General features: G+C 73.5%; 15 protein-coding genes. 4 read left to right on the top strand and 11 right to left on the bottom strand.

Annotation, left to right across the window (positions count from 1 at the left end; translation table 11 throughout):
* The first annotated feature begins 184 nt into the window (after nt 1-184).
* From ACFV6D_RS24570 to ACFV6D_RS24560, 3 genes are read left to right on the top strand one after another with little or no spacing between them, the layout of a single operon-like run.
* Nucleotides 185-1,780 (top strand): leucyl aminopeptidase family protein, encoded by a 1,596-nt coding sequence (locus ACFV6D_RS24570; protein WP_380340303.1) that lies wholly within the window; start codon nt 185-187, stop codon nt 1,778-1,780.
* Entirely contained in the window at nt 1,777-3,477 is a 1,701-nt protein-coding gene (locus tag ACFV6D_RS24565; protein ID WP_380561119.1) for an AbgT family transporter, read from the top strand. Before ACFV6D_RS24570 ends, ACFV6D_RS24565 begins: the two co-directional genes overlap by 4 nt.
* Before the next feature lie 36 nt (nt 3,478-3,513).
* On the top strand, nt 3,514-5,322 hold the full coding sequence (locus tag ACFV6D_RS24560; protein WP_380561118.1) for an SLC13 family permease: 1,809 nt from the start codon (nt 3,514-3,516) through the stop codon (nt 5,320-5,322).
* Between the two features lie 35 nt (nt 5,323-5,357).
* Here the strand turns inward: ACFV6D_RS24560 and glsA are convergent, their stop codons facing one another.
* From glsA to ACFV6D_RS24545, 3 genes are all read right to left on the bottom strand, one after another.
* Nucleotides 5,358-6,584, bottom strand: a complete 1,227-nt coding sequence (gene glsA / locus ACFV6D_RS24555; RefSeq protein WP_380561117.1) for a glutaminase A — start codon at nt 6,582-6,584, stop codon at nt 5,358-5,360.
* Between the two features lie 76 nt (nt 6,585-6,660).
* Nucleotides 6,661-6,966, bottom strand: a complete 306-nt coding sequence (locus tag ACFV6D_RS24550) for an SHOCT domain-containing protein (protein WP_380340312.1) — start codon at nt 6,964-6,966, stop codon at nt 6,661-6,663.
* A 47-nt stretch (nt 6,967-7,013) separates the two neighbouring features.
* On the bottom strand, nt 7,014-7,436 hold the full coding sequence (locus tag ACFV6D_RS24545) for a DUF6325 family protein (RefSeq protein ID WP_063352198.1): 423 nt from the start codon (nt 7,434-7,436) through the stop codon (nt 7,014-7,016).
* Nucleotides 7,437-7,802: 366 nt separating this feature from the next.
* On the opposite strand from ACFV6D_RS24545, the gene ACFV6D_RS24540 reads away from it, so the two are divergent.
* The gene (locus ACFV6D_RS24540) at nt 7,803-8,342 is read left to right on the top strand and encodes a hypothetical protein (protein ID WP_063352197.1); all 540 of its coding nucleotides are present in this window, start codon (nt 7,803-7,805) and stop codon (nt 8,340-8,342) included.
* 87 nt (nt 8,343-8,429) lie between these two features.
* On the opposite strand, the gene ACFV6D_RS24535 is transcribed toward ACFV6D_RS24540, so the two are convergent.
* From ACFV6D_RS24535 to ACFV6D_RS24500, 8 genes are all read right to left on the bottom strand, one after another.
* Nucleotides 8,430-11,267 carry a hypothetical protein gene (locus tag ACFV6D_RS24535; protein WP_380423450.1) on the bottom strand — a complete coding sequence of 946 codons (2,838 nt, stop codon included), beginning with the start codon at nt 11,265-11,267 and terminating at the stop codon, nt 8,430-8,432.
* The gene (locus tag ACFV6D_RS24530) at nt 11,264-11,413 is read right to left on the bottom strand and encodes a hypothetical protein (protein ID WP_380372373.1); all 150 of its coding nucleotides are present in this window, start codon (nt 11,411-11,413) and stop codon (nt 11,264-11,266) included. Before ACFV6D_RS24530 ends, ACFV6D_RS24535 begins: the two co-directional genes overlap by 4 nt.
* A 457-nt stretch (nt 11,414-11,870) precedes the next feature.
* A complete protein-coding gene (locus ACFV6D_RS24525; RefSeq protein ID WP_208869239.1) occupies nt 11,871-13,181 on the bottom strand; it encodes an MFS transporter in 1,311 nt (436 codons plus the stop codon).
* A 133-nt stretch (nt 13,182-13,314) separates the two neighbouring features.
* Complete coding sequence (locus ACFV6D_RS24520; RefSeq protein ID WP_380423451.1) at nt 13,315-14,592, bottom strand: ATP-grasp domain-containing protein; 1,278 nt, start codon at nt 14,590-14,592, stop codon at nt 13,315-13,317.
* Nucleotides 14,589-14,825 (bottom strand): MbtH family protein, encoded by a 237-nt coding sequence (locus tag ACFV6D_RS24515; RefSeq protein WP_380423452.1) that lies wholly within the window; start codon nt 14,823-14,825, stop codon nt 14,589-14,591. Before ACFV6D_RS24515 ends, ACFV6D_RS24520 begins: the two co-directional genes overlap by 4 nt.
* Nucleotides 14,822-15,556 (bottom strand): DUF6875 domain-containing protein, encoded by a 735-nt coding sequence (locus ACFV6D_RS24510; protein ID WP_380423453.1) that lies wholly within the window; start codon nt 15,554-15,556, stop codon nt 14,822-14,824. Before ACFV6D_RS24510 ends, ACFV6D_RS24515 begins: the two co-directional genes overlap by 4 nt.
* Nucleotides 15,553-17,346 (bottom strand): non-ribosomal peptide synthetase, encoded by a 1,794-nt coding sequence (locus tag ACFV6D_RS24505; protein ID WP_380423454.1) that lies wholly within the window; start codon nt 17,344-17,346, stop codon nt 15,553-15,555. Before ACFV6D_RS24505 ends, ACFV6D_RS24510 begins: the two co-directional genes overlap by 4 nt.
* Nucleotides 17,343-18,749 (bottom strand): cytochrome P450, encoded by a 1,407-nt coding sequence (locus ACFV6D_RS24500; protein ID WP_380423455.1) that lies wholly within the window; start codon nt 18,747-18,749, stop codon nt 17,343-17,345. Before ACFV6D_RS24500 ends, ACFV6D_RS24505 begins: the two co-directional genes overlap by 4 nt.
* Nucleotides 18,750-18,751: the final 2 nt, after the last annotated feature.

Here is an 18,751-nt window from a genome sequence, read left to right as displayed (position 1 = left end):
CTGGCTCATCGGGGTCTGGGTGCGCCGGCAGGCCGGCGCCTGAGCCGGGGCGCCGGGCGTTCGTGCGTTTGGGGGGGCACAGCGCGTGGCGTGTCCTGGAAGCGCCTTGACCGTGCGTCTTACTGGGGAGCGGCTGCTGGGACCGGCGGCCTCTGGACCGCCGCCCCCTGCAGAGGAGAGCACAGTGGCGCAGAGCAAGGCAGCCCTCGATCTCATTCCTTCGTGGAGCCGCGTTCCGAGGGTTGACGTCGTCCCGGACCGGGATCCGGAGGCGGTGCGGGATCCGGAGGCGGTGGGGCTGCCGGTGGTCCAAGGGGCGGTGGCGGTGCCGGCGTGGATCGGGCTGGGCCCGGGGGCCGTGGAGGCCGCCGGCATGACGGGGGCGGCGGGCCGGGTGCTGCTGGTGCCCCGGGAGGACGGGCCGGACGTCGTGCTCTACGGGACGGGGCCGGAGGGTGCGGCAGGTCCCGATGTGCTGAGGGACGCCGGGGCGGCCGTGGCGCTCGCGGTGCCGGGCCGTTCGCGGCTGGCCGTCGTGGTGCCGTCCGGGGCGGGTGCGACGCCGGCGGAGGCGGCGCAGGCGTTGGTGGAGGGGGTGCTGCTGGCCCGTTACGGCTTCGATCCGCTCAAGCGCGAGCCGTCCGGCACGGCGCTGGAGGCCGTCACGGTCGTGGCGGGTTCGGGCTCGGGCTCGGACTCGGACTCGGACTCGCGCGAGGCCGTCGAGAGGGGCGTCGAACGCGGGGTGTGGCTGGCCCGCGCGACGATGCTGGCCCGGGACCTGGCCAGCGCGCCGCCCAGCCTGCTGACCGCGCCGGACCTGGCCGAGGTCGCGGTGCGGCTCGGCGCGCAGTGCGGTCTGAAGGTGGAGGTGTTCGGGCAGCGGGAGCTGGAGGAGTTGGGCTGCGGCGGCCTGCTGGGCGTGAACCGGGGCGGCGTGGACGAAGCCCGCATGATCAAGCTCACCTACCTGCCCTCCGACGCCGGTGACGGGACGCCCCGGCTGGCCCTGGTGGGCAAGGGCATCACGTACGACTCCGGCGGCATCAGCCTCAAGCCCGCCGACGCCGTGCACGCGACGATGAAGAACGACATGTCCGGTGCCGGCGCGATCCTGGCGGCCCTGTGCGTCCTGGCCGGGCTCGGCTGCCGGACGGCCGTGACGGGCTACCTGATGTGCACGGACAACATGCCCTCGGGTTCGGCGCTCAAGCTGGGCGACGTGCTGTGGATGCGCGGCGGCACGAGCGTGGAGGTGGTCAACGCCGACGCGGAGGGCCGCCTGGTCATGGCGGACGCCCTGGTCCTGGCCGGCGAGGAGCCGGGGGACGCGATCGTGGACATCGCCACCTTGACCGGCGCGTGTCTGCGGGCGCTCGGCGCCGAGACAGCGGGCGTGTTCGGCAACGCCCAGCCGCTGGTCGATCAGGTCCTGGACGCCGCCGCCCGCACCGGCGAGCCGGCCTGGCAGCTGCCGCTGTCGCGGCGTTACCGGCCGGAGCTGGACTCGGAGGTGGCGGACCTGAAGAACATGGGCGGCCCCAACGGCGGGGCGATCCATGCCGCGCTGTTCCTGGAGGAGTTCGTCGCCGACCGCCCCTGGGCGCACATCGACATCGCCGGGCCGGCCCAGAACGACAAGCCGAGCGGCTGGCGCACCAAGGGCTGCACCGGCTTCGGCGCGCGCCTGCTCGCCGAGCTCGCGCTGGCCTTCACCCCTCCGTCGACGGCCGCGCGCACCGACTCCACCCGCTCGATCAGTGAGGAGGCCGGCCGGTGAACGCCCTCGCCCACGCCCAGGCCGACGGCCCGCAGGACAAGAGCGCCACCGCTTCCGGGAACGGAAAGTCCGGCGGCGGGTCGGGGCGCGTCCTGGACGCCATCGAGAAGATCGGGAACAAGGTCCCGCACCCGGCCATCATCTTCCTGCTGCTGTGCGTCCTGGTGATCGTGCTCTCGGCGATCCTGTCCGCGTTCGACGTCCACGTGACCAGCGAGACGGTCAAGTCCGTTCCCTACCCGGCCACGCAGGTCCACGAGGGCGGCACCGAGTACCCGGGCACCCACCTGCCGCCGGAGTCGGCGTACACCCACCGCTACGAGACCGTCGTCGAGACGACGAAGGTCGAGAGCCTGCTGTCGGGCGACGGCGTCCGGTTCCTGTTCACCTCCGCGGCGCACAACTTCAACGACTTCGGCGTCGTCGCGGTCATCCTCGTCATCATGGTCGGCGTCGGGCTCGCGGAGGAGGCCGGACTGATCGCGGCCCTGATCCGACGCCTGGTCAGGATCTCGCCACCGGAGACCCTCACCGCGATCATCGTCTTCGCCGGCATCCTGTCCAGCATCGCCTCCGACGCCGGATACCTCGTCCTCATCCCGCTGGGAGCGGTCGCCTTCATCAGCGCCGGGCGCCACCCGCTCGCCGGGATCGCCGCGGCCTTCGGCGGGGTCAGCGCGGCCTTCAGCGTCAACCTGCTCATCGCCCCGATCGACGGCATCATGACGGAGATCACCAACCAGGCGATCAGGCTCGTCAACCCCGGCCAGTCCCTCAACCTGACCGCGAACTACTACTTCGCGATCGGCTCCACCCTGTTCCTCACCATCGTCATCACCTTCATCACCGAACGCATCATCGAACCCCGCCTGGGCCCTTGGCAGCCGCAGGACACCGACGCCGTCGCGGACGGCGAGGAGCCCTCGGTCGACGCGGCGGCCGAGGCCCGGGGGCTGCGCTACGCGGGCCTCTCGCTGATCGCGCTCGTGGTGGCCGTCACGCTGCTCGCGTTCATCCCCGGCGCGCCGCTGCGCAACCCGGAAACGGGGAGCCTGTTCGAGGACTCGCCGTTCATGGACGGCCTGATCGTCATCATCATGATCGCGTTCCTGGTGATGGGCCTGGCGTTCGGCGCGGGCGCGAAGACCCTGCGCGGCAGCGCCGCCGCGATGGACGCGATCACCAAGACCTTCGCCGGGCTCGGCGGCCTGATCTTCCTGCTGTTGATCATCGCCCAGTTCATCTCGTACTTCAATTACAGCAACATCGCCACGGTGGTCGCTGTGCAGCTCGCCGACCAGCTGGAGAGCGCGAACATCGGCGCGATCTGGCTCCTGATCGCCTTCATCCTGCTGACCTACGTCATCAACCTGATCATCCCCGGAATCATCCCCAAGTGGGCGATCTTCGCGCCGATCTTCGTGCCCCTGTTCATCCGCCTCGGCGTCGCGCCGCAGACCGTGCTGGCCGCCTACCGGGTCGGCGACTCCCCGACGAACGTCGTCACCCCGCTGATGGTCTACCTGCCGTTCATCGTCCTGCAGTGCCAGAAGTTCAGGAAGCAGGCCGGCGTCGGCACCGTCATCTCCCTGATGATCCCCTACACGGTCGTCGTGGCGGTGGCCTGGCTGCTGTTCTTCGTCGCCTGGTACACCATCGGCATCCCGATGGGGCCGGGCGCACCCGTCAGCCAGTGAACCGGCGCCTGCCCCTCCCACCAGCGGGGTGAGACGGTGAGCGACGCCGTCCTCTGCCTGCTCGTGCTGGCCGTGGTCATCGCCCTGTTCGTGTGGAACCGGTTGCCCGTCGAGCTCGTCGCGCTCGGCTCCGCCCTTCTGCTGCCGGCCGTCGGGCTGCTGCCCGCCGACCGGGTCTTCGCCGGGTTCGGCGATCCGGTGGTCGCCCTCATCGCCGCCCTCTTCGTGGTCAGCACCGCCCTCCAGGCCACGGGCGTCACGACCTGGGCAGGCCGGGCACTGGCGGCGCTCGCCGGCACCGGTGAGCGCCGCCTGCTCGTCCTCACCATGCTCGCGGCCGCCCTGCTCACGGCCCTGATCACGGTCAACGGAGCCGTCGCGGCCCTGCTGCCGATGACCGTGCTGCTCGCCGTCCGCCACCGTCTGCCCGTCTCCAGGCTCGCGATGCCGCTGGCCTTCGCCGCACACGCCGGCTCGCTGCTGCTCCTCATCGGGTCACCCATCAACGTGATCGTCTCCGAGAGCGCGGCAGCGGCCGGTGCCCGGCCCTTCGGGTTCTTCGAGTTCGCGGTGGTGGGACTCCCGGTGCTGGCCGGCACCGTCGCCATCTGCGCCTTCCTCGGGCGGACCCTGCTGCCCGCCCGCACACCCGACGCCCTCCCGGCCGACCTGAGCCGGCACGCCCGCACCCTGATCGACCACTACGCGCTGACCCGCGACTCGGCCGCCCGGCAGGTCCCGCAGGGCTCGGACGCGATCGGCGCGTCGGTCGAGCAGCTTGCCGCCACGGCCCAGGACGGGGTGCTGGTGCTCGGAGCCATGGCCGCCGACGGCCATGACCCACGGGGCACCGGGCCCCTCTCCGCCGGGGACATCGTCATCCTCCGGGGCACCCCGGCCGCCATCGACGGTTTCAGCGACCGCCACCGGCTGGAACCCCTGCCCCCGCCGCTGGACGACCACCTCGCGAGCGTCCTCCTGGACCAGCACACGGGCCTGCTCGAACTCGTCGTCAGCCCGCGTTCCTCCTTCGCGGGCATGACCGCCTTCGCCGGTATGACCGACAGCACCGGCGACCTGGCCGTCCTCGCCGTCCACCGCCAGGACCGACCCGTGGGCCCCCAGCCCCTGACGCTCGCTCCGGGCGACCACCTGCTGCTCCGCGGCCGGTGGGACGAACTCGAGCGGGCCAGCGCCCGCCCCGGTGTGCTGGCCGTCGACCAGCCCTCCGGCATCCGCGGCCAGGCCGCCCCGCCAGGGGGCGCCGCCGTGCGGGCCCTCGCCGTGCTCGGCGGCATGATCGCTCTGCTCGCCTCCGGCGCCACACCGCCGGCCGTCGCCGCGACCCTCGCGGCGCTGCTCCTGGTCGCCCTGGGCGTGGTGCGCGTCGACCAGGCCTACGGCGGCATCTCCTGGACCACCCTGGTCATCGTCGGCGGCATGTTCCCGCTCTCCGAGGCCATGAAATCCTCCGGAGCGGCGGAGGAGGTCGCCCACCTCGTCGTCACCGCGGCCTCCGGCAACGGCCGGCTGCTGCTGCTCGCGGTGTTCGTCCTCACCGCCGTACTGGGCCAGTTCATCAGCAACATGGCGACCGCGCTGATCGTCGCCCCGATCGCCGTCAACGCCGCCCGCGACGCCGGGGTCTCCGTCCTGCCCGTCCTGATGTGCGTCGCGGTCCCCGCCGCGGCGGCCCTGCTCACGCCGGTGGCCACCGCCGCGAACCTCATGGTCATGAGCCCCGGCGGCTACCGGTTCGGTGACTACTGGCGGCTCGGCCTGCCGGTCCTGGTCTGGTACCTCGTCGTCGCCACGACCGTCGTTCCCCTGGTCTGGCCGCTGTGAACGGAGCCGGCCGCCGTGATCGGGCTTGTGGACGGTTACTCGGCCGGGGTGTCGCTCCGGTCTGCGGGCGGCCTCCGGACCAGGCCCGCGGGGTCGACGAAGCGCACCGTCGTCCGGGCCCGGAGGCCGGCGGCGCAGTCGGCCAGCAGCCTGCGGGCGATCGGGCGCACGGCGGTGACGTGGGAGAGGTCGACCGTGACCAGCGGGCGGGGCTGGTCGCGGGCGAGGCGGCGGACGCAGTGGACGATCTCCTCGGCGGCCGCGAAACCGAGGTCGCCCAGCAGCTCCAGGTGGTGCGCGCCGTGGTCGGTGCGCACCGCCTGGAGCGGTGAGCGGGCACGCTCGGTGTGCCGCAGGACGTGCAGGCCCAGCTCGGCGGACAGCTCGCGCAGGACGGCGCTCGCGCGGACGCTGTTGCCCTGAGGGTCCAGCGGGGGGCTGAACACGCCGACGCCGAACTGGCCGGGGCTCACGGCGCAGACCCCTCCGCCGACGCCGCTCTTGGCCGGCAGGCCCACCCTCAGCATCCATTCGCCGCTGTGGTCGTACATGCCGCAGGTGGCCATGACCGACAGCGTGGCGCCCGCCGCGTCGGCGTCCACGACGCGGCGCCCGGTCACCGGGTTGCGCCCGCCGTTGGCCAGCGTGGCGCCCATGACGGCCAGGTCGACGGCGGTGACCTCGATCGCGCACTGGCGGAAGTACACGTCGCAGGCCTGCTGGGCCGGGCGCTCCAGCACGCCCTGGGAGAGCGTGAGGTAGGCCAGCGCCCGGTTGCGGTCCCCGGTGGCGGCCTCGGACCGGTAGACGTCCTCGTCGACCGTCAGCCGGCGGCCGGCGAAGCCCGACAGGGTGTCGCGGATCCGTTCGAACGCGGCCTCGCCGTCGCCGCCGATCAGCGCGGTCGTCACGATCGCCCCGGCGTTGATCAGCGGGTTCGCCGGGCGCCCGGTGCCCGCCTCCAGGCTGATCGCGTTGAACGGCTCCCCGCTCGGCTCGAACCCGACCCTCCTGGCCACCTCCGCCAGGCCCAGCTCCGACAGCGCCAGCGAGTACACGAACGGCTTCGAGACCGACTGGATGGTGAAGGCGGCCGCCGCGTCACCGGCCTGGTAGGCGTGGCCCTGGACGCTGACCATGGCGAGGCCGAAGGCGTGCGGGTCGGCGCGGGCGAGTTCGGGGATGTAGCGGGCGACGTCACCGGCGGTATCGGCGCGGTGCCGTTCGACGAGTTCGGCGAGCACCACCGTCACGGGCTCCATCAGCGCACCACGGCGGCGCGGCGCGCGGGCCCGGTCGGGCCCTGCCCCCGTGCGGGGGCCGCCCGGCGGAGCGGATTCACGAGGTGAGGAGGCGTTGCTTGGCCGCCGTGAACTCGTCGTCGGTCAGCATCCCGCTCTGCCGCAGTTCGACGAGGCGTTCGAGCTGGGCGAGCGTCTGGTCGTTCGGCGCGGCGGCCGGTGCGGCCGGTGCGGCCTGAGGCGCGGGCGCTGGTGGAGGCTCCGGCGGTGGCGCGGTGGCCTGCTGGTGCCGGGCGGCGACCCTGCTCGACACGGACGTGGCGGTCCCGGCGATGACGGCGGTGCGGGCGGCGGTGCCGATGAGCCCCGGGCGCCCGCCGCGCGACAGACGGCGGCCGATCATGACAGCCTCCTTCTCGGAGTCCGGTTCCCCTTTTGGAGTCCGATCTTTCAGAGTCCGATCGCGGCGAGATCGGCCGCCACCACGGTGTGCGGCACGTGCTCGCGCGTGACGAGGATCCCGTCCGCGTCGTCGAGTGCCCGTAGCAGCGGCGCGGCCCAGCGGTGCTCCCAGACGATGATCGCCGCCGAGCACCCCGCCGGGATCTCGTCACAGATGCTGGCCAGGTCCTCGTCGCTCAGCAGGCCCATGATCTCGCCGTCCAGCTCGGCGAACACGGCCGCTTCGTCGCTGTCCAGGGCATCGAGTTCGAGGACGCGGACCGCGCCCTGCTCGTCCCTCTTGATGAAGGTGAGGTCGAGGATGCGGATGATCCCCTCGGAGGTCAGGCGCTTGAGCTCCGGCAGGATCGCCCCCCGGAACCGGTTGCCCGGGAAGGCCATGACGGCGTACTCGACCGGCCCGACGTCCATGGCGTCACGCCCCTTCCGCATCGCGTCCCCGCCCCTGCCTTCATCCTCCGTCGAGCCCGGCGCCGCCGCGACCGCGCGGACGGCTCACCCGTACTGATGACGTACTGAGGGCGCGCTGTTGACGAGTGGAACCGGATCGCCGGGGGTTGCACCACCGCCCCCGGCGATCCGCCGCACCGCCGGGACCTGCGGAAAGCCGCCGCGGACGGGTGAGCGCAGGCGGCCCGCCGAGGCGTGTGCGAGGAGCGGAAACGGGCGCCCGGCCGCGACGGGGAGCGGTACCGTCGGGCGGGTGACCCGACCGGCCGAAGAACCCTGCGACCGGACCTGCCGCGCACCCGCCGCGGCCGTGTGAGGAGGAGTCCTGTGTCATCGCCTTGTGACCCCCGATACGCCGCCGTCGGCGATGTGAGCACCGCGCTCATGATGATCGACTCCCGGCTCAAGGCCGTCTACGACGGTAAGACCGGGACGGACCCCGAACAGCAGCGGCTGGTCGACGAGTTCGCCGCATCCGTGGGCCCCGACGAGTTCAACGCGCTGCTGGACGGCGCGTGCACGCTCATCTACCTCTTCATGAACTGGCTGCGGTCGGCCTGCGAGGAGCACGACAAGGACGTCATCGAGCACGTGGTGCCCACCCTCGTGGCCACGATGCGCATGATGCCCAGGACCTTCCGCCCCGAGGTCATCCCCACCATGGCCGGCCTGGTGATCGCCGCGGGCAGCGGTCTGAGCCCCAACCTGTGGCGCGCGCAGTACGGACCATGGACCGGCGCCGAGATGAACCCCCTGGAAGCCACGGCCACCCTGCTCGCGGAGCACGTCAACCGGGTCTCCGGCGACGACCACGACTTCGCGACCCGCCTGATCACCGACGCCCTGTCCAAGCTGGACCAGGGCTGAGGCGCGGCGCACTGCGCCACCGTGTGCCCTCGACCACGGGGTCGAGGGCCGGTCAGCCGGTGATCGCGGAGAGCCGCCGTCGCGGTGTCACGACTGCTCGCCCGCCCGCAGTTCGGTGGCGATCTGGCGCCGGCCGGTGACCAGCGTCTCCAGCACCACCCCGAGGCCGACCAGCAGGGCCAGGCCCGCGGTGGGCAGCAGCACCGGCATCAGCGCGGGGGTGACGAGCTCCCCGACCCTGGCGCCGACCAGGGTCGAGATGTCGAACGCGCCGCCCAGCAGGGCGACCGCCGCCACCGCGACCAGCCCGCCGCCGACGGCGGCCGCCAGGGTCTGCGGCAGCGCCTCGGCGACGATCAGGGCCAGCCCCTGGCGGGGCCGCAGGCCCATGGTGCGCAGCCGGGCGAGCACGGCCGTGCGGTCGGGCGCGGCCCGGAACAGCGTCAGCAGCACGGCGAGCAGGGCGAACCCGGCGCCGGCGGCACCCGAGTACCAGAACAGCCGCCCGGCGGCGTGCTGCAGCGGGTCGCCGCCGAGCTCGGCGACGGTCTCCCGGCTGCTGTGCACCGTGTATCCCGCGGGCAGGCCGTGGACGGCCTTGCCGACGGCCGCGGCGTCGTCCGCGATCATCTTGGCCAGGCCGGTCGGCTGGACCCCGCCGTTGTCCCGTAGTGCCGTCCTGACCGCTTCGGGGTCGACCTCGCCGACGGCGAACCACTTGTTCACCCGCTTGGCGTCCGGCAGTCGCTCCCAGGCGGGGCCGGCGGGAACGACGACGAACGGCCTGCCCGGGTCGGGCAGGGCGGGGGTGGCGCCGACGGTCCCGGCGACGGAGAGGCGCAGGTCGTTGCCGTTGGGCGTGCGCACCTGGGACGACCCTGCGGCCAGGCGCTCGGCCAGGTCGCGGCTGACCAGCGCGGGCACCGGGGTGTCCCGGCCGCCGGCCGCCCCGGCCAGCTTCGCCGGGTCGAACCCGCCGGCTCCGAGGGTCCGGGCGATTTCGGCGTACGCCGCCGGATCGGTCACCATCACCAGGTAGGCCTCGGTGTAGTGCTGGTCGGCGCCGGCGATGCGGGCTTTGGGCTCGACCCAGGCCGCGGTCGAGGCCCGTACGCCGGGCAGGGCGTCGGCGGCCTTGGTGAACGACTCGGACAGGGTGGCGTAGCCGGGGAGGGAGACGCCGATGTCCCCGCCCGTGGAGATGCGCGCGGCGCGGGTCCGGGCGTGATCGACGGTGTCGAGCACGGTGGCGCCGAAGCCGGTCGTGGTGACGGCGATCACCAGGGCGAGCAGCGGCAGTGCGGAGGGCCGGCGGCGGCCCGAGCTGTCGCGGGCGGCGCGGGCCAGGCCGAGGAAGCCGATCAGGCCGCGGCCCCGGCCGACGAGGGCGGCCAGCCAGCCGACCACCATCGGCTCGATGCGGGCCAGCAGCAGGCCGCCGGTGACGGCGAGCAGGAGCGGGGCGGCCACCAGCAGCGGATCCAGCCCGGAGCCGGTACCGACGCCCCGGCGCCGGACCTCCGCCACGGCCGCGGCGGTGACCGCGAGGACGGCGAGTTCGCCGACCAGTCGGCGTCGGCCGCCGGCCGGCCGCCTGCGTGCCCACAGCAGGGCCGCGCGGGCCGGGAAGGCCAGCAGCGCGATCAGGGCCGCGGCCAGGGCCGCCAGCACCGAGCGGTCCCACCGGGGGGTGGGCAGCAGCACCAGGGCGAGGGCCGTTCCGAGCACGGCGGCCGGCAGAACGGTGACGGCACCCTCGCCGATCAGCCGTCGCAGCACCCCGGCACGGGAGCCGCCGCGGGCCTGGAGCAGCCTGATCTCGGCGGCGCGCCGGTCGGTGGTGAGGGCGGCGGCCAGGAACAGCACCACGGTGGCGACGCCCGCCACGGCGACCGGGCCGATCGTGCTGAGCGGTAGCGAGGCCTGGTAGCGGTCGTTCGCCCGGGTGAGGATCTCGGGAAGGCCCGAGGAGGTGTGCAGGTCGGTACGCCGGGTCGCGTCGGCCAGGGCGGTGGAGTCGCGCCCGGTCAGGAAGGAGCTGAGGATGCCGCGGGTGCGGTCGAGCTGGTCGGCGTGCAGCGAGGCGGCGTCGACGGGCAGCCGCCAGAAGTTCTCGGCGTTCGAACCCCAGCGGGCCAGCGCGGGCAGGCTGTCGCCGTCGACGAATCCGCTGGTCATCCAGTGTTCCTGCTGGGGGTCGGTCCTCAGGCAGGCGCGGGCCGGGCAGCCGAGCTCGTCCCAGAACGGGTCCTGGGGGTCGTTGATCTGGTACAGGCCGACCACCGCGGTGGTCCGCTTGGCGCCCGAACCCTCGGTGCCGTTGTCGATGACGTCACCGAGCTTGATGTGGATGCTCTCGGCGGCCTTCTTGCTGATCACGATCGGCAGCGGACCGCCGGCGGCGGCGGCGGGGGTCGGCCAGGTGCCGTCGGTGAGGGTGGCCCGGGCGGCCAGGTCGTGCAGGTAGAGCAGGCCGAGGACCGGGTCGGTCCTCCTTTCCGCGAACCGGTCGTACTCCGGATTGCCCATGCCGCGGTCGCCCAGGGCGCGGGCGCCGTAGGCCTGGCCCGACTGGGTCAGCGTCAGCTGCCGACCGACCATCTCGGTGAGCTGCTGCTGCACCCGGTCGAGTGCGGCGGCCTTGTCGTCGTCCCGCGTCTTGGACGTGGTCTGCAGGCTGGTCTGGTTGAGGCCCTTCTGACTGACGAAGTCCTGGAGCGCGGTGTCCGCGCCCCGGTCCGCGATGCGGGGGAAGGCCGCCGCCAGGAAGACGGCGACGAATGCCAGGGCCGCCATGAGCAGCGCGGCCAGCGGGTTCGCCCGCAGCCTGGTGCGGACCCAGCGCGCGGGGCGGTGGGGTGTCCCGGGAGCGGTTCCGGGCGCGGGCGAAGGGGTGGGCACGGTGGTGCCGGCCCGGGGGGTCACATCTCCTCCACGTGGCGCAGCCGGGTGGCCACGTCTCGACGGCGGCGTCCGGTGGGGAAGGCCGACAGCAGCGGGGCGGCAGCCGCCAGCGGCCGTCGCCCGCGCGGTCGGCGCCCGTACGGTCGGCGCACGACGAAGCCGAGCATCAGGTTCTCCCCCCGGTCGCGTCCCGGCCCCACCCATTGCTCCGATCCAGGCACATATCGGCCATGGACGGACACCTCGCGGGCATGCCGGTGCAGTGATCACCGACATTCGGTCGCCGGATAGCGGACGATGCTGTCAGATTCGCTCCGGGAACGGAAGGGATTTGCGCGAATCAAGTAAGCAAGGAACAAATGCCATGCACACTTCACAATTCCGGTATCGCCGCACCCCTTTGACCAGGGGAAATTCCTTTCCCGAATTTTCCGCTCGGAATTGTGAACCGGCAAGCCGCTGCATCCGTTGGCCCGGGCCGCCACCGGCCCGGTGGTGGCCGTGGCCGAACCCGTTCCGGAGGAGATTCGATAACGATGTTCTGCCGCATTGTCCGAGAAATCCGGAATTTCAGCCGGAAAGCGCGGTCATTCGAGATCACCGGCCACCACCGGCGGGCGGGGCCTATAAGACGAGGGGGTCCGGATCCTTGGCCGCCGGATGCTCCTCCGGGGCCGTGGTGCTCAGCGCGCGGGCCTCGCGGTCGAGGGCCAGGTGGAGGCCGACGGCCAGCATGGGGATCGCGGCCAGCACGAACGCCCACTGTATGTCCCAGCCGACCAGCAGGCCCATGGCCGCGATGGAGAGCGGTTCCAGCGTGGCCCGGGGCAGTTCCATCACGCTGCTGACCCGGCCCAGCACGTCCGTCGGGGTCCTGGTCTGGATGAACGTCGGCAGCGCGACGTCGCTGGAGTACGCGACGCCGATCCCCAGCAGGGTGAGCACCACCGCCGCGCTCCACACGCTGGGAAGGAAGCCCAGCAGCACGAAGGCGGTCCCCTCGCAGAGCGTCATCCCGATGATGAGCAGTCCCCAGCGGCGCGGCAGCCCGGTGAAGACCGCGCCGATGGTGCCGATCAGCTGCCCCAGCCCCCAGGCGGACAGCAGGACGCCCAGCGCGAGTGAGCCCTGGGGGAAGGTCTTGGCCAGCGCGGGCAGCCCCACGCTGAAGAGGCCGCTGTAGCTGAGGGCCGCCGCGCCGATGAGCAGGAGGACGGTGCGGATCTCCCGGCTGCGTCCGGCGTAGCGGAGCCCTTCGACGATCTCCCGGCGGATCGCCGTGAACGACTTGGCGCCCTCGTCGGCCTCGCCCGCCTGGTCGGAGGACTGGTCGGAAGTCTGGTCGCCCGCCTGGTCGGCCGGTTGTCTGCGGGGTGCGCCGAAGACCGTCAGGGCGGCGAAGAAGAAGGTGAAGGCGTTGAGCAGGATGGTGGTCGACGTCCCCACCGCGGCCACGAGGGCGCCGCCCAGGATCGGCCCCAGCAGTCGGGCCCCCTGCTCTCCGAAGCCGACGAGCGCGTTGCCCCGGGCGAGGTGCTCGGGCGGCAGGAGGGAGGGGATGATGCTGCCGGCGGCCGGCCAGAAGAACGCTTCGGCGACGCCGGTGAGCGCGCCGAGGGCGTAGAGGTGCCACGTGCTCACGTGGTCGGTCAGGGCGATCAGCCCCAGCGTGGCGACGGCGAGCCCCCTGAGCGTGTGGGAGCAGAACATGACGGCGCGCGGGGAGAGCCGGTCGGTCACCGCGCCGCCCACCAGCATCAGCACGCCCCGGGGGACGGCCTGGACGAGCAGGATCGTGGCCAGCGTGGTCGTCGATCCGGTCTCGTTCAGGATCAGCCAGATGAAGGCGACCTCGAAGCTGTAGTCCCCCACCAGGGAGACGGTCTCGCCCAGCCACACCCGCCGGAAGGGCCGGTGTTTCAGTGGCTGTCGCACCTTGTCGAGCATCGACTACCTCTCTGCTGTTCCACTTTTCCACGATGAAGGACTGCGGGACACTGCGGGGCACGCGCTCTTCGACGCTCTCGGCGGGGCGTGCGCGGCCGGCCTGTGGTGGGGAACGTTCTCTTCACTGGGGTGCGAACTCCAGGTGGAATCTGTCATGGACGGATGTGATGAGCCGGAGCAGCTCGTCATGGGTGGCGACGGTGCCCCGGACGAACGCCAGGCGCTGTGCGGGGTGGCGCCAGTCGACGGGCTGCCCCGGGGCCGTCGCCACGTCGACCTCGCCGACGCCGGGGAGGGCCCGTACGGCGTCGGCGCCGTCGATCGCCCGGACGGTGCCGACCGTGCGCGGTGGCACGATGAAGTACTCGAAGGTCACCGCCGCCGGCCGGGGGGCCGTGACGGGCTCGACGGTGCGTTCCAGGGCCAACTCGAAGGCGAGGGCGAGCAGATCGATGCCCAGCGCCCGGTCCAGCAGGCCCACGGCGCGCCCGCCGACGCGGCCGTTGACCTCGATGACGCGGGGGCCGTCCGGGGTGAGCTTCACCTCCGTGTGGGTCACCCCGGTCGTCACGCCGAGGGCCCGGACCGCGGCCGCGGCGAGTTCGGCGGCGTCCTTCTCCACGGCGGGCGTGAGGGTGGCGGGCAGGAACAGCCCGGTCTCCCGCAGCGGGTCCGCCAGGGCGAACTTGCCGGTGACGCAGAGGGTCGTGACCTCCGCGTGCTGCACGACGGCCTCGACGGAGACGTAGTCCCCCCAGTCCGGTCCGGCCACCGTCGGGTCGCCGGGCAGGTACTTCTCCACGACGAAGTCACGCGGGGCGCCGTGCGGGCCCGCCGGCTCGTCACGCCCGGGGGCGAGGCCGACGTCGGCCAGGGCGCGCCGCTGCTGCTCGCGGTCCGCCAGCCGTACGGTGTCCTGGCTGCCCGCCCCGGTACGGGGTTTGAGCACCACGGGGTAGCCCAGGCGGGCCACGGCGGCGTCGACCTCGGCGGCGGACCGCACCACGACGCTCGGGGTGTGGTCGACCCCCGCCGCCGCGAACGCCGCGCGCTGGTCGGCCTTGTCGGTGAGCAGCCGGACGGTGCCGGGCCGGTGGTAGGGCAGGCCGAGGGCCTCGGCGAGCCGCGCGGTGCCGGCGAGGCAGTACTCGCTGAAGGTGACGATGCCCACCGGACCGTGCCCGCGCAGCAGTTCGGCGGCGGCGGGGGTGTCGTGCCCGCTGATCTCGCAGACCCGGGCCCGCCGGCGCATCCCCGCGAGCAGCGGCGCCACGCCCGGTACCGCCGGGTCGCAGACGAAGACCACGTCGCACAGGCCGCGGGCGGCGCCGAGGATCTCGGCCGGCCCCGCCGACCCCCTGCCGTAGACGACGGCGACCGTGGGAAGCGTGTCGGTCACGGGGACCCCGGGGAGCCGGCCGGGCCCGCGGGGACCGGTGCGGCGGGGGCCGCCTGGCGCCGGGCGGACTTCGGGGTCATGTCGTCCCACTCCTCCTCGATCCTGCGCAGGCAGTCCTCGCGGGACGCCGGCTCCCCCACCGTCCGCCACCCCTGGGGGACGTCGTGGTAGGTGGGCCAGATCGAGTACTGCTCCTCGTGGTTGACGACGACGTGGTACTGGTCCTCGGTCACGGCGCGTCGTTCTCCTTTGCCTTCGGGGCGAGCTCGGGCAGGCCGTGACGTTCCACAGCGGTCACGTACAACTCGCGCAGGAGCGGGTCGCGTACGCGGCCCCGTTCGTAGTGGGCGCGGAAGTTCTGATCGTAAATCTTGAACCAGGCGCGGTGCTTGTACAAGAAGAGCACATCGTGGGGCGCCATCCGGCGGATCGCGAACAGGCCGACGGGGGCCACGGAGACGGGGAAGAGCGGGTTGCGCACGGCCCGTTCGTCGCAGTGCGGATGGAACTGACCCACCATCAGCCCGTGGGCGACCGCGCTGTTCTTCAGGCCCTCGTACGCCTCGTCGAGGACCTGCCAGCCCTCCGGCCCGGTGGCCGGCAGCACCACGATGCGGCAGTCGAGGGAGGCTCCGGTGTGGGTGCGGCTGCGCTCGGTGCCGAGGGCGAACGTGGACATCTCCGCCTCCAGGGCCTCGCGCAGCTGCCGCTCGTCCTCCCCGGTGATGTCGTAGCGGAAGCTGAACTGGGCGTCCTTGCCGCTGAGGGCGGGCGGGATGAAGGGGCAGACCGGCCCGGTGCGGCCGATCTCGTCGTGGGGCCGACTGATGTACTGGCGCAGCCAGGTGTGGACCTGGGCGAAGTCCCGGGCGTGCCGGGCGGGTGACTGGGGTTCGATCACCCGGATCCACAGGCCGTCCATTCTGGCCAGATCATTGTCCTGATCCTGCATCACCTGCGTCATGCGACGGCCTCCTGGGCTCGGTCGCCGTGGGGTGCCGGGGTGGCGCTCGGGGCGGTCAGCCGGCACAGATCGGCGTACGTGGGAGCGGCGTAGAGCTGGGCGAAGTCGAGGGTCGGTCCGAGCTGGGTGCGCACCTGCTCGACCAGGCGCATCAGCCCCAGGGAGGTGCCGCCGTCGGCGAAGAAGTCGGAGTCGGGCAGCGGGCGGTGCCCCGTCTGGGACTCCCAGGCCGCGGCGAGTGCGGGGTGGCCCGGGGCGGCGGTGCCGGGCGCGTCGTGCGTCCGGGCGTCCGCGTCGTCCGCGAGACGGGCGAGGGCGGCGCGGTCCACCTTTCCGGTGGGCCCCAGCGGAAGGGCGTCGACCGCGATGATCCGCTCGGCCACCAGATGGCGCGGGGCCCGCTGCCACGCGCCCCGGCGCACCGCGTCGGTGTCGACGGACGCCGGGGTGAGGAAGGCGGTCAGGACGGCGCCGTCGGGCCCGGTGCCGGCGATGACCACGGCGTCGTCGACGGCGGGGTCGGCGGCGAGGACCGCCGCCGCCTCCGCCGGATCGGTGCGGAAGCCCCTGACCTTCACCTCGTCGTCGGCGCGCCCGAGGAAGTCCAGGGCGCCGTCGGGGAGGTGGCGTACGCGGTCACCGGTGCGGTACATGCGGGCACCGGGCCGGGCGGAGAAGGGGTCGGGCACGAACCGCGCGGCGGTCGCGGCGGGGTCGTGCAGGTAGCCGCGGGCGAGCCGGGGGCCGCCGAGGTAGAGCTCGCCCTCCGCGCCCGGGGCGACGGGCCGCAGCCGTTCGTCGAGGACGTGGCACGTCGTTCCCGCGATGGCGGCGCCGATGGGGAACGCGGCGGACTGCTCGCGGTCCCACGCGGCGGCGTCCCCCAGGGTGCTGAAGGTGGTGTTCTCGGTCGGGCCGTAGCCGTTGACCAGCCGGGTGGCGGGGTGGGCGGCGGTGAAGGAGCACGCGGTGCCGGCCGGGACGGTGTCACCGCCGGTGACGAGGGTGCGCAGGGTGCCCAGCGCCGGGCCGTGGTGGGTGGCCATGAGGCGAAAGAGCGGGGCCGTCAGCCAGGCCGTGGTGATCTGCGGCCGGGCCAGCAGGGCGGCCAGTTCGTGGAGCGCGAGGGGGTGGCGGTCCGCGGCCGTGATCCGGGCCCCGGCCAGCAGCGGGGACCAGATCTCGAACGTGGACGCGTCGAAGGCGAGGGTGGAGTGCAGGAGCACGCCGTCGCCGGGGCCCAGCCGCAGGGACTCCGCCCCGAGCGCCAGCCCGGTGATCCCCCGGTGGGTGACGCCCACGGCCTTGGGGGCTCCCGTGGTGCCGGAGGTGAACATGATGCAGGCCAGGTCGTCGGGGCCGGCCGGTGCGGACGGCACCGCCGTGGTGGTCCGCTCCGTGAGGAGGGAGGGGATGTCGTGCACGGGGATGCCCAGGTCCGCCACCGGTGGGCGGTCGGCGTGCAGGGCCAGGGCCGCCCGGGCCGTGCCGGCCATGAGCCGGACGCGGTCCGCCGGGTACCGGGGGTCCACCGGGACGTAGCAGCCGCCCGCCATCAGGACGGCCAGCATGGCGAGGACGGTCCGGCGGTCGCCGTGCCCGACGATCAGCACGGCGGTACCGGAGTCGACGCCCTTCGCCCGGAGCGACGCCGCCGCGGCGCGCGCCCGCGTCAGGAGCTCCCCGTAGCGGACCTCGCCGTACCGGTCGGCCAACGCCACGCGCTCGGGGAACGCCTCGGCCACGGCGGTGAAGCACTGCTCGATCCGGGCGTGCGGCGCGGTCGTCATCGTGCCCCCGAGGGGTGCTTGCGGGCGCTGCCGAGGCCGGTGGTTGCGGTGCCGGCTCCGATGCCGGGGTACGGGCCGGTGCCGGTGCCGGGGTGCGGGGTGAACACGGCGCGCGGGCTGGGGTCCGGGGTCAGGGCGATGGCCGGTCGCAGCCCGGTCGCGGCCCGGTCGCCCAGCAGGGTGAACCGGCCGTGCGCGAGGATCGTCGCCGTGGCGAGCTGCGCCTCCAGCAGCGAGAACTGCCGCCCCAGGCACTGGTGGGGGCCCGCCCCGAAGGGGAAGTACTGCTGGACGGGCGGGCGCCGGCCCAGGAAGCGATCCGGACGGAACTCCTCGGGGGCCTCCCACAGGGCCGGGGCGCGGTGGATGGCGTAGGTGCTGGCCAGGACGAGGTCGCCGGGCTCCAGCCGAACGCCGGCCGCCTCGACGGGGGTGTCGATGCGGCGGAACAGCGCCCACGCGGGCGGGTGCAGCCGCAGCGATTCCTCGACCACCGCCAGCGTGTACGGCAAGGTTCCCTGGGGGATCGACGGCGCGGCGCGCAGGGAGCGGAGGTCGGTGGAGCGGACCTCGTCGAGGGTGCGGGCCAGGGCCGGGGGAGAGCCGGCCAGGTTGTGGAAGGTCCAGGTGAGCAGGGTGCCCATGGTCTCCACGCCGGCCACGAAGATCGACATCAGTTCCTCGCGCAGCACGTCCTCGGGGCGGTCGCCGAGCGCGTCCCCCCGCTGGTGCAGGGCGGCGACGAGCGACGGCAGGACCCCGTCGGCCGTGGCCGGCGCGGGCGCCTGGGCCGCCCGGTGCGCGATGAACTCCTCCAGCACCGCCCTGTCCCGGGCGAACGCCTCGCCGTCCGCGTCGGTGACGGTCTCCGGGGCGAACAGCCGCCGGTCCAGGTAGTGGACGGCCGTGTCCACCGTCGAGGCCAGGGAGGCCAGTTCGGCGCCGGTCAGCTCCGGGTCCACGAGCCGGAGGATGATCTCGATGCTCAGCTGCTGGAGGGTGTGTCCGAGGTCGAACTCGCGGCCCGCCCCGGGCAGCAGCCGACGGCGGACGAAGTCCTCCGTGCTCTCCAGCACCAGGGTGTGCAACTCGGCCACGGCCCGGGCCGAGAACATCGGGCGCAGCAGGGCGCGGCGGTGGCGCCACTGCTCCCCGGAGGCGACCACGAACAGTCCGCTGCCCACCAGTTCGCGCAGCAGCCCGCGGTGGTTGCGGGTGCCGTGGGCGAGGGCCGCGGCGGCGACGGCGGGTTCCGCCGCGACGATCAGCCGCGTGCCGTCGTCCAGCGGGACGGCGCTGACCGTCCCCTCGTCGCGCAGCCGTGTCATCAGCCCCAGGGGGTCGCTGCCGAGCTCCTGGTCGAACTCCTCGTAGCCGACCGAACTCACGGTGATGCTCGCCATGG

The organism is Kitasatospora sp. NPDC059812, from assembly GCF_042732075.1.
GTDB lineage: Bacteria > Actinomycetota > Actinomycetes > Streptomycetales > Streptomycetaceae > Kitasatospora.
Note: the sequence above shows the minus strand (reverse complement) of the source record. Positions and strands in the feature narration are given on the sequence as shown.

Coding starts and splice junctions, on each gene's coding strand:
- glsA (WP_380561117.1), bottom strand. CDS start 6,584: ATGGAGCCCGTGACGGTGGTGCTCGCCGAACTCGTCGAACGGCACCGC.
- ACFV6D_RS24550 (WP_380340312.1), bottom strand. CDS start 6,966: ATGATCGGCCGCCGTCTGTCGCGCGGCGGGCGCCCGGGGCTCATCGGC.
- ACFV6D_RS24545 (WP_063352198.1), bottom strand. CDS start 7,436: ATGGACGTCGGGCCGGTCGAGTACGCCGTCATGGCCTTCCCGGGCAAC.
- ACFV6D_RS24530 (WP_380372373.1), bottom strand. CDS start 11,413: ATGCTCGGCTTCGTCGTGCGCCGACCGTACGGGCGCCGACCGCGCGGG.
- ACFV6D_RS24510 (WP_380423453.1), bottom strand. CDS start 15,556: ATGACGCAGGTGATGCAGGATCAGGACAATGATCTGGCCAGAATGGAC.
- ACFV6D_RS24505 (WP_380423454.1), bottom strand. CDS start 17,346: ATGACGACCGCGCCGCACGCCCGGATCGAGCAGTGCTTCACCGCCGTG.
- ACFV6D_RS24500 (WP_380423455.1), bottom strand. CDS start 18,749: ATGGCGAGCATCACCGTGAGTTCGGTCGGCTACGAGGAGTTCGACCAG.